Source organism: Methylobacterium sp. C1, assembly GCF_001854385.1.
GTDB classification, from domain to species: domain Bacteria; phylum Pseudomonadota; class Alphaproteobacteria; order Rhizobiales; family Beijerinckiaceae; genus Methylobacterium; species Methylobacterium radiotolerans.
The window spans coordinates 1,657,500-1,670,125 of sequence record NZ_CP017640.1 but is presented as its reverse complement, the minus strand read 5'-3'; the positions used below and the strand labels follow the sequence as shown (position 1 = coordinate 1,670,125).

Genomic DNA, 12,626 nt, shown 5'->3' with positions numbered 1-12,626 from the left:
GGGCGCCTCACTCGGCGGCGGCGAGGGCCGGCCGAGCCGCCGCGGCCCGGTGCACGAGCAGCGCGGCGAGCTGCCCGCCGGCCTCGCGGGCGCGGGCGCGCACGCCGGTCTCGGTCAGCACGCCGTCGCTGAAATCGGGATCGGAGGCGTAGACCGCGGTCGGGATCTGGAGCGCCCCGAAGAAGCCGAAGAGCGGCCGGAAGGCGTGCTCGACCACGAGGGCGTGGCGCGCGCCGCCGCCCGTGGCCACGATCGCCACCGGCTTTCCCGCGAGCGCGCCCGGATCGACCAGGTCGAACAGGTGCTTGAACAGGCCGGTATAGGCGCCCTTGTAGACCGGCGAGCCGACGACGAGCCCGTCCGCCTCCTCGATGGCCGCGAGCACGCTGCGCGCGGCCGGCGCGAGCTGGTCGCGGGTCCAGGCGGCACCGAGGCCGGTCCCGGCATCGACGAAGTCGAGGATCTGCGCGTCGAGGGGAGCCTGGGCGCTGGCCTCGCGGAGCACGGCATCCACCAGCGTGCGGGTCTTGGAGGGCCGCTGCACGTTGGCGCTCAGCCCGACGAGTCTCGGTCGTGTCATTCCGGATGCCTTGCTGTGAGACGGGATGACGGACCGCCCCGACTCCGAAGAGCGGAGGTTGCGCGGCCGGACATCCGAACAGGCCGCTAGAATTGATGGCCGCGACATCCGCCGTCAATGAAACGGCGTTCCCAATTCCCCGGTAAAGGAAAAACGTTCTCCTCGAAAACGGGCGTGGAATATGGAACTTCATCTCGCCAGCCGCGCAGGGCGGCGGAGAGATCTTGCGTCCTCGCGGCTCAGGCGCGCGGAAATCGGAGGTTCAGTCTCCCGATGTGCCTGAGGGGAGAAGTGTCTTCTCGAAACGCGGGCCGGCTTGGAACCGAATCGCCGAGCGCGCTCGCCGGAACGGCGCCGGATGCCGGCGCGGCCGGCGACCCTTCCGCGGTGTCATCCGGGCGGGCGTCAGCGTCGCCGTCGCCACGGTCGCCGCCACCGTCGCCGCGACCAACATCGGCGGCGCACCGGCGAGAGCCCTCATCGGCGGGCGCGTGCCTACTTGCGGGCGAGGAGATGCTGCACGGTGCCGTCGTCGCCGTACTTGGTCCACATCCGCGCGCAGGCCTCCTCGGGACGCGCGCGGAACTGCGCCAGCTCCGCGTCGAGGTCGTGCTGCAGGGCGACCGAGCGCTTCTTCGTGAAGAAGTCCGCGTGATTCAGATGGTTCTCGCGCGAGAACTGACGGAAGCGCTCCGTGTCGATCCGGACGGCCGGACAGTGTCTCGCGGCCAGATCGGCCTCGATCCCCGGACGGAGCGCCGGCATGTCCTTCTGCAAGGCCGAGCGGCGGGCTTCGGCCCAGGTACCGAACACGGCCCAGGCCAGTGCGGCCGCCACGAGGGGAGCAAATCTATTCATCGCAAGACGTATCGCTGTGCTGCGACATCCCAAATCTCGCACCTGCGATAAGTTCGATCAGGGCCGCGGAACGCAAGACACTTCTGTGTGAAAGCGCACGCCCCGCGACCGGCGCGGCGCCGGGTCCGGAACCCGGACGGCCTCAGTAGGCCGGGACGACGCGCGTCTCGGGCAGCGGCGCCCGCATGGTGAAGTGCAGCCCGGCCGGCTGGAAATCGAAGGCGATCTCCGCCTGGCACTGGACCTTCAGGACGCGCTGCAGCAGCGTCGAGCCGAAGCCCTTCCGCGTCGGCGCCGCCGTGGCCGGACCGCCCCGCTCGGTCCAGTCCAGGTGGAGCAGGCGGGCGGCGGGCGTCTGCTCGATATCCCAGCGGACCGCGATCCGGCCCTCCGGAACGGACAGCGCGCCGTGCTTGGCCGCGTTGGTCGTCAGCTCGTGGATGGCCATGCCGGTTGGGACCGCGAGGTCGCCCATCAGGTCGATCGCGGGGCCGTCGAGCTGGATGCGGGCGCCCTCGACGTCGTTGTAGGGGCCGAGCTCGTTCATCAGCATGTCGCGCAGGGGCGCCTGCTGCCAGTAATCCTCGGTCAGGAGATTGTGGGTCTTGGCCAGCGAGATCACCCGCGCCGAGAACGACGCGTAGAACGCGTCGACGCTGGTGGCGGAGCGGGCCGAGGCCCCGAGCAGCGCCTGCACGGTCGCCAGCGTGTTCTTTACCCGGTGATGCAGCTCGCGGATCAGGAGCGCCTGCCGCTCGGTCGTGCGCTCGCGCTCCTCGAGATAGGCCCGCGCCTCGAGCTGCCGGCGCTTGGCGCGATGGGCGGAGCGGGCCGCCATGACCAGCGTCGCCGGATGGAACGGGCGTTCCAGCACGCTGACGTTGCCGAGCATGTCGGTCAGCTGCGCGATGGGCTCGGCGCCCCGCAGCCGCAGGAGGATGAACGGGAAGTCGGACCAGGGCGGCTGCGCGGCGATCCAGTCCGCCAGGGCCTGGCGGTTCGAGGACAGCAGCGCCTCCTCGGTGAGCACCGCGCAGGCGGCCGTGTCGAGCCGGGAGACCACGTCCGCGAGGCTGGCGCACACCTGTATCGCGATCCCCGCCTCGCCGAGGATCGCCGCGGCGACGGCGGCGTCGCGGCCACCGGGCGTGAAGATGAGAACCGGCGGTTCAGCCTCGGTCATCAGCCGCGCGGGTCGGCAGGAGCGACGACCGCTCACCCTCGAATGTCGGAACGCCGGTCATGATACCTCGGAACGCGCTGAGCGGTTCGCCAACGCGGATCCCGCCGGAGTCGATCCGCAATTCGCGGATCGCGTCCTCGTGGCTGCCGGTGCGCTTCTTCACGACCGAGATCGCGCGCCGCAGCCGCCCCTCGGCCTCGAAGGTGCGGAACAGCAGGATCGTGTCGCTGAGGTAGGTGAGATCCACGTTCGTGCCCATCGCCCCGATCATCCCGTGCTGGGCCAGGACGAGGAGCGTGATGACGCCCTGCTGGTTCAGGTAGGTCAGCAGCTCGTGCATCTGCAGGAGCAGGTAATTCTCCTCCGGCATGGCGTTGTGATAGCCGGTCAGGGAGTCGATCACGACCGTCGTCACGCCCCGGTGCTCGACCGCGTTCTGGACGATGTCGGCGAGTTCACCGGGCGAGACCTCGGCCGGGTCGATCTGCTCGACGATGAGGGATCCGGCGGCGATCGCGTCGTCGATCGGCATGGCGAGGCCGCGGGCCCTGCGCGTGAGGACGCCGGTGGTCTCGTCGAAGCTGAGGATCAGCGCCCGCTCGCCGCGGGCGATCGCCGCGGTGACGCAGGTGAGCGCCACCGTGGACTTGCCGACGCCGGACGGGCCGATCAGCATCGTGCTGGTGCCCCGGTCGAGGCCGCCGCCGAGCAGCTTGTCCAGTTCGGGGCTGCCGGTGCCGCACTGGTCGTCGGAGGAGGTGCCGAGATGCTCGGCCGCGACGAGGCGCGGGAACACCGTGAGGCCGCCGCGCCGGATGACGTAGTCGTGGAACCCGCCCCGGAACGGCGTGCCGCGCATCTTGATCACGCGCAGGCGCCGGCGCTCGCCGCCGTACAGGGGCGCGAGCTGCTCCAGCCGGATCACGGCATGGCTGAGGCTGTGCAGATTCAGGTCGTCCGTCTCGGCGGTCAGATCGTCGAGGAGCAGCGCCGTGGTGTTCTGGATGAGCAGGAAGCTGCGCAGGGCGTGGACCTGCCTGCGGTAGCGCAGCGATCCCTGCGAGAGCAGCCGGATCTCCGACAGGCTGTCGAACACCACGCGCTCCGGCTTGAGCCGCTCGATCTCGGCGATCGCCATCCGGATGGTCTCGCCGAGCTCAAGGTCGGACGAGTGGACCAGGCTCTGCTGCTGCCCGGGATCGAGGCTGAGTTCCGGCGCGACGAGCTCGCAGATCTCGATGCCGTCGAGGGACCAGCCGTGGCGCTCCGCGACGTTCAGGAGCTCGCGCCGGCTCTCCGAGAGCGTGATGTACAGGCAGCGCTCGCCCCGGCGCACGCCGTCGAGCAGGAACTGCATCGCCAGCGTCGTCTTGCCGGAGCCGGGCCGCCCCTCGATGAGGTGCGAGCGCTGGGACGCGTAGCCGCCGGCCAGGATGTGGTCGAGGCCGGTCACCCCGGTGGAGACCGGTGCCGCGTCGTGATCGGTCACTGCCATGTCCAGCTTCCTGCCGTCGTCCCACGGGCGGGCGGCCCGTCGACCGCCCGACGGAACGCGGAGCCCGGTCTCGTACACGAAGGCGCGCGCAGCGCGAAACGCCGCCGCGCGGCCGGTACGGCGCGCCTGCCCGACGGGCGCGCGGCGCGGCCGCTGCCCCCGCGGGTTCGGGAACCGGCACGCACGGGCCTCGCGGTCGCGGGACGGTCCCTCCCCCGGCCGGGTCCGCGTGCCCGGCGCCCGCAGGGAGCGGGCGCCGGGGCGGTCAGGGCGTCACTGGCTGCCCGGGCCCTTCGCGAGGCCGGCCAGGGTGAACAGGTCCACCGACAGCTTCGCGCCGATCACGAAGGCGTCCGGGATCGGCTTCGGGCGGAACGGGAAGCGGGTCTGGTCCGGGTCGATCACGTATTGCAGGTTCGGCATCAGCCGCACCGCCGGGGTCAGCTGGATGCCGTAGCTCAGCTCCAGGATGGTCTGCAGGGACTCGACGTTCCGGGTGCCGAGCCCCAGCGACGCGCGCGCCGCCCGGATGTTGGCCGTGCCCAGGGACGAGAGCTTCTCCATGGCGAAGACGAGGCCGAGGGTGTCGTAGGGCCGGCCCGGGAAGGTGCCGGTCAGCACGGCGCCGCCCTCCAGGAAGTAGTGCTGGGTCTGCCGGCCGCCGGTGCCGCCGATCGCGACGCCGAACACCGACAGGCCCTGGACGCCGTTCGGATCCGGCCGCCAGACCATCTGGTCGAAGCGGGCGTAGACCGCGGACCGTCCGAACCGGGTCAGCGGATCGAGGCCGCTGAAGACCTGCGCGCCGCCCCGCCGGTCGCGCACGGGATCCGCGTAGTCCGACCGGTCGAACACGGCGCCCAGGCTGTAGTTGCGCGGCAGCGGGTCGTTGCCGAAATTGGTCGTGTAGCCGACCTCGACCGGCACCAGGAATCCCGTGGCGCCGCTGGTCGACCAGTCGACGCCGTTCCGGGTCGGCAGCTGGTCGCGCGGGTTCACCTCGTAGATGCCGGCGTGCAGGAACACCGTGTCGGTGACCCAGGCCTTGGCGTGGCCGCCCCAGGTGGCGATCGGCCAGTAGGTGAAGTTCGTCAGCTTGAAGATGGACTTGGGCGCGCCGCAGGTCGCGTTGTTCTGGAAGTTGCAGTAGAGCGGCGAGGCCAGGAAGTTGGGGTTGGCGAGCAGGCGGCCGACCTCGATGTCGAGGCGGTTGTCGAGCAGCTTCTGCTCGTAGGACAGCAGCGTCAGGTGGTCGGTCTGGCCGCCGCCGTAGATCTCCTGCACGCTGCCGTTGAAGCCGATATCGTCCTGCGCCAGGCTCCGGCCGTGGCGCTGGGTGACGATCGTGTGCACCGAGCCGCCGTCGATGCCGGCGAGGCGGCCGAGATCGGCGTCGAGGCCGAACGCGATCTGGCCCGCGTAGGCCGATCCCTGCCGGATCCCGCCGGACGGGTTGGCGGCGAACTCGCCCGTGTAGTTCAGGATCATGCTGATCCCGTTGCCGAGATCGAGGGTGCCCGGCGGCAGGCTGGGCGGCGTCGCGCTGCTGCCCTGCACGTCGAGGCTGGCCGCGGCGCTGCTGGCGCCCGAGAAGCTCCGCGCCTCCCGGATGACCCGCCGCCGGGCGCGGTTCGCCCGATATCTCGCCTTCTGCGCCGGGCTCGCCTCCGGCCCCGGATTCACCAGGGACGGTCCCCCGTCCGGGGCGGTCGCCTCGACCTGCGCGACCGCCGGGCCCGCCGTGACCGCCGCGGCGCAGAACGCGAGCGCGGCCCATCGCCGATGCTGTCCCCTATGCTTTCCCATGTGTGACTCCCCCTTAACCGCGCGGCCTTGCCTGGCTCTGTCGCGTTCGTGTCCCGCAGGGGCCCTCCCGGGCAGTCCGTGTCCGGTCAGTCCGTGAAGGCCTCCACCGTGCGGCGCTCGCCGCGCATGAAGGCGTCGGCGGCGTGGATCAGCGGATTCAGGTCGACGTCGCTGGCGCCGGAGCGGACCAGGGCGGCGAAGCGGTCGTAGAGGCCGCGGTACTCCGCCTCGGGCGGGAGCGGCCGGTCGCGGCCGGCGATCGACAGGGCGGCCCCGCCCCGCGACAGGACCAGAGGGCCGTCGTCGGTCTCGACGCGGATGTCCCAGGTCTGCGGCCCGGTCTGCCGCCAGTCGAACCGGGCGCGGATCGGGGTGCCGGCGGCGTCCGCGAAGTGCAGGTCGGCGGCGATCGGCGCCTGCCGGTTCGCCGGCACCGACAGGGTCGCGCCGGTGAGGAAGAACGGCGGCAGGATGTGGGTGGCGATCGACAGGGCGTTGATCCCCGGATCGAACACGCCCATCCCGCCCGCGTCCCAGATCCAGTCCTGGCCCGGGTGCCAGTGCCGGACATCCTCCAGCCAGGCGATCGCCACCGACCGGATCCTGCGGCCCGACAGCCAGCGGCGGGCGGGCTCCACCCCCGGCGCGTAGCGGGAGTGCCAGCTCGCGAACAGGCTCACGCCCCGGTCCCGCGCGGCCGCGACCAGGAGCCCGACCTCGGCCAGCGTCGCGCCGGGGGGCTTCTCGAGGAAGACGTGGCGGCCCGCCGCGATCCCCGCCAGGGCCGCCGCGAACCGCGCCTGCGGCGGCTGGCACAGGGCGACGGCGTCGAGGTCGCCGTGCGCCGCCAGCATCGCCTCCAGCGTGGCGTAGCTCGGCACCCCGTCGAGGCCGCCGTGCGGGCTCGCCACCGCCACGAGCGCGTAGTCCGGCGAGGCGGCGAGGACCGGCAGGTGCTGGTCGCGGGCGATCTTGCCGACGCCCACGAGGCCGATGCGGATCGGGGACGCCATCTCAGAGCACCCGCACGGACGGTGCGCCCGCCGGCGCGATCGCCAGCGGGTTGCGCAGGGGCAGCGTGAACGGCGCCGCCGCGATCTCGAACACGTCGCCCGGCCGGGTCGCGACGCCGTCGCTGAACGACAGGGTCGCGGTCCCGAAGAAGTGGACGTGCACGTCGCCGGGCCGCCGGAACGGCCCGTACTTGAAGTGGTGTTGCTCCAGGTTGGCGATGCTGTGGGACATGTTGGCCTCCCCGGAGAGGAACGGCTTCTCCCAGAGCACGGCGCCGTGGCGCAGGATGCGGCTGGTGCCGCGCACGTCCGGCGGCAGGGCGCCGAGCCACAGCTCCGGGCCGAGGGCGGCCGGGCGGAGCTTGGAATGGGCGAGCCACAGGTAGTTGCCGCGCTCGGTCACGTGGTCCGAGAACTCGTTCGCCAGGGCGAAGCCGAGGCGCACCGGCGTTCCGTCGGCGTCGATCAGGTAGATCCCGGCGATCTCCGGCTCCTCGCCGCCGTCGCGCGCGAAGGCGGGCGAGACCAGCGGCTCCCCGGAGGCGACGAGGCCGGAGACGTCGCCCTTGTAGAACCATTCGGGCTGCGCGCCGGCCTCGCCCGGCGCCGGCTTGCCGCCCTCGACGCCCATCCGGAACATCCGCATCGAGTCGGTCGGGGCCGGATCGGCGGCCGCCGCGCGGTGCATCGCGTCGCGGCCCTCCGCGGAGCCGAGATGCGTCAGGCCGGTGCCGCTCAGCAGCAGGTGGGCGGGGTCGGCGTGGTCGATCGGCGGCAGGAGCCGGACCGCGTCGAGATCGACGGGCGCGCCGAGCCCCGCCCGCTCCGCCGTCGCGGCCAGATCGTCCCCCGCCGCGAGGGCCCTCTGCGCCAGGGCGAGCACGCTGTCGACGCCGAGCACCCGCCGCGCCCGGCCGTCGGCGAGCAGCGCGAGGCCCCGCTGCCCGTCGGCGGCGCGGAATTGTAGGAGTGATTGTCCCATCTGGTCCTCCCGGGGACGACCGCTCCGGGGCGTCCCGAACGCGCGGCCGTCGAGGGTCGCGCGGCGGCCTGTCAGCGGCCGGGTTGCGGGGCGAGAGCGCCGTCGATCCGGCGCGCGAGGTGCCAGGGATCGTCCGGGCGCAGGGGCGGCGGCGGCAGCGCGTCGCGCAGGTCCCGGTAGCAGACCGGCCGCAGGAACCGCTCGATCGCCAGCGGTCCGACCGCGCTGCTGCGGCCGTCCGAGGTCGCCGGGAACGGGCCGCCATGCCCCATCGCGGGGGCGACCTCCACGCCGGCCGGCCAGCCGTTCGCCAGGACCCGGCCGACCCTTCGGGCCGACCGGACCGGATCCGCCAACAGGTGCAGCTGCTCGACCGTGCCGGCGCGCTCGTCCTCGGGCCGCGCGCGCGGCAGGCCCTTCTCGCCCGTCGCCCGCGCGACGAGCGGCGCGGCGAGTTCGGCGATGCCGTCGGCGACAGCCTCGAGACAGCGCGCGCGTGTTGCTAGGGGCCTCTCGGAGGCGTGCGGCGATGCCGCCGCCAGCGCGCAGGCGGCCTCGACCTCCGCCGGGCCGGCGGCCGAGAAGGCCGGCTCCAGGGCCGCGCCGGTGGCGGGACCGACGGCCCGGAAGACCTGTACCGTGGCCACGTCGGCGGCGCCGATGAGGACGCTGCCGCGGATCGTGGCGGACCCTGGCGGTTCACTACTCATACAATTAAGCTAGGGCAGTTCGCCTCCGCCCGCAAGCGCGACCGCGATCCCGGTGCGGCGGGCGCTCCCCTTTCCGCTCCTACAACTTCAGGATACGATCGCGCCGTTCCTGCCCCGATCCGGTGGCCCGGACCGGAGGTGGACGAGGTGAGGCAGGAGCGCGGCCCGGAGAACATCACGCTGCCCCTCGCCACGGGGACGCGCCGCATCCACGGCTCGGTCGCCCGCGATCTCGGTGTGGCGATCCTGGGCGGCCGCTACGCGCCCGGGGACGTGCTGCCCGGGGAGATCGAATTCTCTGAGAAATTGAACGTCTCGCGCACCGCCTATCGCGAGGCGATCCGCATCCTGAGCGCCAAGGGGCTCGTCGAGAGCCGCCCGCGCACCGGCACCCGCGTCAGCCAGCGCAGCCGCTGGAACCTGCTCGATCCCGACATCCTCGCCTGGGCCTTCGAGTCGGAGCCGAGCGAGTCCTTCATCCGCGACCTGTTCGAGCTGCGGATGATCGTCGAGCCGGCCGCGGCCGCGCTCGCGGCCGAGCGGCGCTCGGGCCTCGACATCGCCCGGATGGGCCACGCCCTGGAGGAGATGGGTCGCCACGGCCTCGCCACCGAGGCCGGGCGGGCCGCCGACCAGGCCTTCCACAACACGATCCTGGAAGCGGCCCGCAACGGGGCGCTGATGGCCCTGTCGAGCTCCATCGCCGCCGCGGTCACGTGGACGACGATCTTCAAGCACCGCCGCCAGGGCCTGCCCCGGGACCCGATGCCGGATCACCGCGCCCTCTACGACGCGATCGTGGCGGGCGACCCGGACGCCGCCCGCGCGACCATGACCGAGCTGGTCCGCCTCGCCCTCGCCGACACCGAGCTGGCGATGCGGCCCTGACGGTGCCGGCGGCGGGGCGCCGCCGGCCCGGACAGCGGCCGAGTGGCCTCAGGGGCCTCAGTGGTTGTCGCGCGGCACGCCCCGCGTCTGCGCGATGCGCTGGAACGCCTCGGCGCCCTCCAGGATGGCCCCGGTGTGCATCTGCCCCACCGCGGCGCGCTGCATCGCCTGCCAGGGCGTCTGCGACGCCGGATAGGCGTAGCCGCCCGCCGCCTCCAGGGCCTCGCGCCGGCGCGCGATCTCGTCGGCGTCGACCAGCATGTCGGCGGTGCCGCGGCGCAGGTCGATCCGCACCCGGTCGCCGGTGCGCAGGAGCGCGAGGCCGCCGCCGGCCGCCGCCTCGGGCGAGGCGTTGAGGATCGACGGCGACCCGGAGGTGCCGGACTGGCGCCCGTCGCCGAGGCAGGGCAGCGCGTGCACGCCGGCCCGGATCAGCTGCGCGGGCGGGCGCATGTTCACCACCTCGGCGGCCCCCGGGTAGCCCACGGGCCCGGCCCCGCGCATGACCAGGAGGGTCTCCTCGGTGATGCCGAGGCTCGGGTCGTCGATCCGGGCGTGGTAATCCTCCGGCCCGTCGAACACCACGACGGGACCCTCGAAGGCGTCCGGATCCTCCGGGTTCGACAGGTAGCGGCTGCGGAACTCCGCGCCGATGACGCTGGTCTTCATGACCGCGGCGTCGAACAGGTTGCCGCGCAGGACCAGGAAGCCCGCCGCCTCCTTGAGCGGCCGGTCGATCGGCCGGATCACGTCCTCGTCCTCGATCGCCGCGCCCCGGCAATTGTCGCCGAGGGTGCGCCCGTTCACCGTCAGCGCGCCCTCGCGGATCAGGCCGCGGCGCATGAGCTGCGCCACGACCGCGGGCAAGCTGCCGGCGCGGTAGTAATCCTCGCCGAGATAGGCGCCCGCCGGCTGCAGGTTGACGAGGAGCGGCACGTCGAGCCCGTGGGTCTGCCAGTCCGCGATGTCGAGCTCGACTCCCATGTGCCGGGCGATCGCCGCGAGGTGGATCGGCGCGTTGGTCGAGCCGCCGATCGCGGAATTGACCGCGATGGCGTTGAGGAAGGCGTCGCGGGTCAGGATGTCGGAGGGCTTCAGGTCCTCGGCCACCATGGCGACGATGCGCTTGCCGGTCAGGTAGGCGGCCTCCTGCCGGTCGCGGTAGGGCGCCGGGATCGCGGCCGAGCCGGGCAGCATCATGCCGAGCGCCTCGGCGAGCGTGTTCATCGTAGTGGCGGTGCCCATCGTGTTGCAGAAGCCGGTCGAGGGCGCCGACGAGGTCACCAGCTTGATGAAGCCGTCGTGGTCGATCTCGCCGGCCGCCAGCATCTCGCGGGCCTTCCAGACGATCGTGCCCGAGCCCGTGCGCTGGCCCTTGAACCAGCCGTTGAGCATCGGCCCCACCGACAGGGCGATGGCCGGGATGTTCACGGTGGCGGCCGCCATCAGGCAGGCCGGGGTGGTCTTGTCGCAGCCCGTGGTCAGCACGACCCCGTCGAGGGGGTAGCCGTAGAGCAGCTCCACGAGGCCCAGATAGGCGAGGTTGCGGTCGAGGCCCGCGGTCGGCCGCTTGCCGGTCTCCTGGATCGGGTGGACGGGGAATTCGAGGACGATCCCGCCCGCCTCGCGGATGCCCTCGCGGATCCGCTCCGCGAGGACGAGGTGGTGGCGATTGCACGGGGACAGGTCCGAGCCGGTCTGGGCGATGCCGATGATCGGCTTGCCCGAGCGCAGCTCCTCCAGGCTGAGGCCGAAGTTCAGGTAGCGCTCCAGGTAGAGCGCCGTCATGTCGATATTGTCGGGGTTGTCGAACCACGCGCGCGAGCGCAGGGGCCGTGCAGTCGGTCGGTCGGTCATTTCTGGGTCCGGTGGGCGGGGCTGGTCGAGAAGCGGTAGGTGATGACGTTCCGGTAGGTCTTGCCGGGATCGAGCCGCGCCGAGCCGAAGGCCGGCCGGTTCGGCGTGTCGGGGAACAGCTCCGGCTCCAGCGCCAGGGCGTCCGACTGGCGGTAGGCGAGGCCGGATTTACCGACCGCGGTCGCGTTGAGGAAGTTGCCGGCGTAGAACTGGAGGCCGGGCTGGTTGCTCGCCACGTCGAGGACGCGGCCCGACTCCGGATCCTCGACCCGCGCCACGGGGTGCGGCTCGGCCGTGGGCGCGTCGGTCACGACCCAGTTGTGGTCGTAGCCGCGCCCGCGCACGATCTGCACGTCCCGCCCGTCGCGGATCCGCGCGCCGATCACCGCGGGCTCGCGGAAGTCGAAGGGCGTGCCGGCCACCGGCAGGATCTCCCCGGTCGGGATCAGGGTGGCGTCGACCGGCGTGAAGCGCTCCGCCGGGATCGTCAGGGTCTGGTCGAGGATCGAGCGGCCCGAGCCCTCGCCCGCGAGGTTGAAGAAGCTGTGGTTGGTCAGGTTGACGATCGTCGGCTTGTCGGTGGTCGCCTCGTAGGTGACCGTGAGCGTGTTCGTGTCGTCCAGCGCGTAGGTGGCGGTCGCCGTCAGCGTGCCGGGATAGCCCTCCTCGCCGTCCGGACTGACGTAGCGCAGGGTGACCGAGGGGGCCGCGCCGCCCTTGACCGCGGTGATCGTCCAGAGCCGCTTGTCGAAGCCGGCCGCGCCGCCGTGCAGGGCGTTCGGGCCGTCGTTGGTGGCCAGGGTGTAGGCTTGGCCGTCGAGGGTGAAGCGCCCGGCGCGGATGCGGTTGGCGTAGCGCCCGACGCTCGCGCCGAAATAGCTGCCCCTGGTCAGGTAGGAGGCGAGGTCGTTGTAGCCGAGCACCACGTCCGCGGCCTTGCCGGACCGGTCCGGCACGTCGAGGCTCCGCAGGAGCGCGCCCCAGGACAGGATCCGCGCCGTGAGGCCCTTGCCGTTCGTCAGCGTCACCTCCTCGACCGTCCGGCCGTCCGGCAGCGTGCCGAACACCGTCCGGGTCGGCTCGGCCGCCCGCGCCGGTCCCGGCGTCAGGCCCGGCAGGGCCGCACAGGCGCACAGCGCCAGGGATCCCACTCCACGCATCGCGTTCTCCCCCTCGTGACTCCGCCCGCCGCGCCGGTCCTGCGCCGGCCCGCGGCGGGGCTCGCGGTTGACGTCCGCGAACCCGCTATATACT

10 protein-coding genes and 1 pseudogene are annotated in these 12,626 nt (G+C 72.7%); 1 reads left to right on the top strand and 10 read right to left on the bottom strand.

The genetic code is table 11. From position 1 onward, the window contains the following. Positions 1-7: 7 nt before the first annotated feature. From msuE to BKE41_RS30780, 8 genes and pseudogenes are all read right to left on the bottom strand, one after another. Positions 8-580, bottom strand: coding sequence for an FMN reductase (gene msuE / locus BKE41_RS07845; RefSeq protein ID WP_024830604.1), 573 nt, complete (start codon positions 578-580; stop codon positions 8-10). A 495-nt stretch (positions 581-1,075) separates the two neighbouring features. Further along, positions 1,076-1,438, bottom strand: a complete 363-nt coding sequence (locus tag BKE41_RS07840; RefSeq protein ID WP_070999011.1) for a hypothetical protein — start codon at positions 1,436-1,438, stop codon at positions 1,076-1,078. 142 nt (positions 1,439-1,580) lie between these two features. Continuing rightward, the gene (locus BKE41_RS07835; protein ID WP_059409712.1) at positions 1,581-2,621 is read right to left on the bottom strand and encodes a sensor histidine kinase; all 1,041 of its coding nucleotides are present in this window, start codon (positions 2,619-2,621) and stop codon (positions 1,581-1,583) included. Further along, positions 2,608-4,116: an ATPase domain-containing protein gene (locus tag BKE41_RS07830; protein ID WP_070999009.1), complete on the bottom strand. Its 1,509-nt coding sequence runs from the start codon at positions 4,114-4,116 to the stop codon at positions 2,608-2,610. The genes BKE41_RS07835 and BKE41_RS07830 overlap by 14 nt, the downstream gene beginning before the upstream one ends. A 273-nt stretch (positions 4,117-4,389) precedes the next feature. Further along, a complete protein-coding gene (locus BKE41_RS07825) occupies positions 4,390-5,922 on the bottom strand; it encodes a carbohydrate porin (RefSeq protein ID WP_083374316.1) in 1,533 nt (510 codons plus the stop codon). A gap of 86 nt (positions 5,923-6,008) precedes the next feature. Then, positions 6,009-6,935, bottom strand: coding sequence for a Gfo/Idh/MocA family oxidoreductase (locus BKE41_RS07820; protein ID WP_053621415.1), 927 nt, complete (start codon positions 6,933-6,935; stop codon positions 6,009-6,011). A gap of 1 nt (position 6,936) precedes the next feature. After that, positions 6,937-7,917 (bottom strand): AraD1 family protein, encoded by a 981-nt coding sequence (gene araD1, locus BKE41_RS07815; RefSeq protein ID WP_070999007.1) that lies wholly within the window; start codon positions 7,915-7,917, stop codon positions 6,937-6,939. Between the two features lie 71 nt (positions 7,918-7,988). Continuing rightward, a pseudogene (locus BKE41_RS30780) lies at positions 7,989-8,249 on the bottom strand (aldehyde dehydrogenase (NADP(+))); the annotation flags it as partial. Between the two features lie 516 nt (positions 8,250-8,765). Here BKE41_RS30780 and BKE41_RS07805 point away from each other — a divergent pair. Beyond that, the gene (locus tag BKE41_RS07805) at positions 8,766-9,515 is read left to right on the top strand and encodes a FadR/GntR family transcriptional regulator (RefSeq protein WP_244633069.1); all 750 of its coding nucleotides are present in this window, start codon (positions 8,766-8,768) and stop codon (positions 9,513-9,515) included. Positions 9,516-9,572: 57 nt separating this feature from the next. On the opposite strand, the gene BKE41_RS07800 is transcribed toward BKE41_RS07805, so the two are convergent. Then, on the bottom strand, positions 9,573-11,372 hold the full coding sequence (locus tag BKE41_RS07800) for an IlvD/Edd family dehydratase (RefSeq protein WP_012318313.1): 1,800 nt from the start codon (positions 11,370-11,372) through the stop codon (positions 9,573-9,575). Continuing rightward, on the bottom strand, positions 11,369-12,532 hold the full coding sequence (locus tag BKE41_RS07795; RefSeq protein WP_029359199.1) for an aldose epimerase family protein: 1,164 nt from the start codon (positions 12,530-12,532) through the stop codon (positions 11,369-11,371). The genes BKE41_RS07800 and BKE41_RS07795 overlap by 4 nt, the downstream gene beginning before the upstream one ends. Positions 12,533-12,626 lie beyond the last annotated feature (94 nt).

What these genes read in the sequence shown, in the direction of transcription:
- msuE (WP_024830604.1), bottom strand. Translation starts at nt 580, where the DNA reads ATGACACGACCGAGACTCGTCGGGCTGAGCGCCAACGTGCAGCGGCCC.
- BKE41_RS07840 (WP_070999011.1), bottom strand. Translation starts at nt 1,438, where the DNA reads ATGAATAGATTTGCTCCCCTCGTGGCGGCCGCACTGGCCTGGGCCGTG.
- BKE41_RS07835 (WP_059409712.1), bottom strand. Translation starts at nt 2,621, where the DNA reads ATGACCGAGGCTGAACCGCCGGTTCTCATCTTCACGCCCGGTGGCCGC.
- BKE41_RS07830 (WP_070999009.1), bottom strand. Translation starts at nt 4,116, where the DNA reads ATGGCAGTGACCGATCACGACGCGGCACCGGTCTCCACCGGGGTGACC.
- BKE41_RS07825 (WP_083374316.1), bottom strand. Translation starts at nt 5,922, where the DNA reads ATGGGAAAGCATAGGGGACAGCATCGGCGATGGGCCGCGCTCGCGTTC.
- BKE41_RS07820 (WP_053621415.1), bottom strand. Translation starts at nt 6,935, where the DNA reads ATGGCGTCCCCGATCCGCATCGGCCTCGTGGGCGTCGGCAAGATCGCC.
- araD1 (WP_070999007.1), bottom strand. Translation starts at nt 7,917, where the DNA reads ATGGGACAATCACTCCTACAATTCCGCGCCGCCGACGGGCAGCGGGGC.
- BKE41_RS07800 (WP_012318313.1), bottom strand. Translation starts at nt 11,372, where the DNA reads ATGACCGACCGACCGACTGCACGGCCCCTGCGCTCGCGCGCGTGGTTC.
- BKE41_RS07795 (WP_029359199.1), bottom strand. Translation starts at nt 12,532, where the DNA reads ATGCGTGGAGTGGGATCCCTGGCGCTGTGCGCCTGTGCGGCCCTGCCG.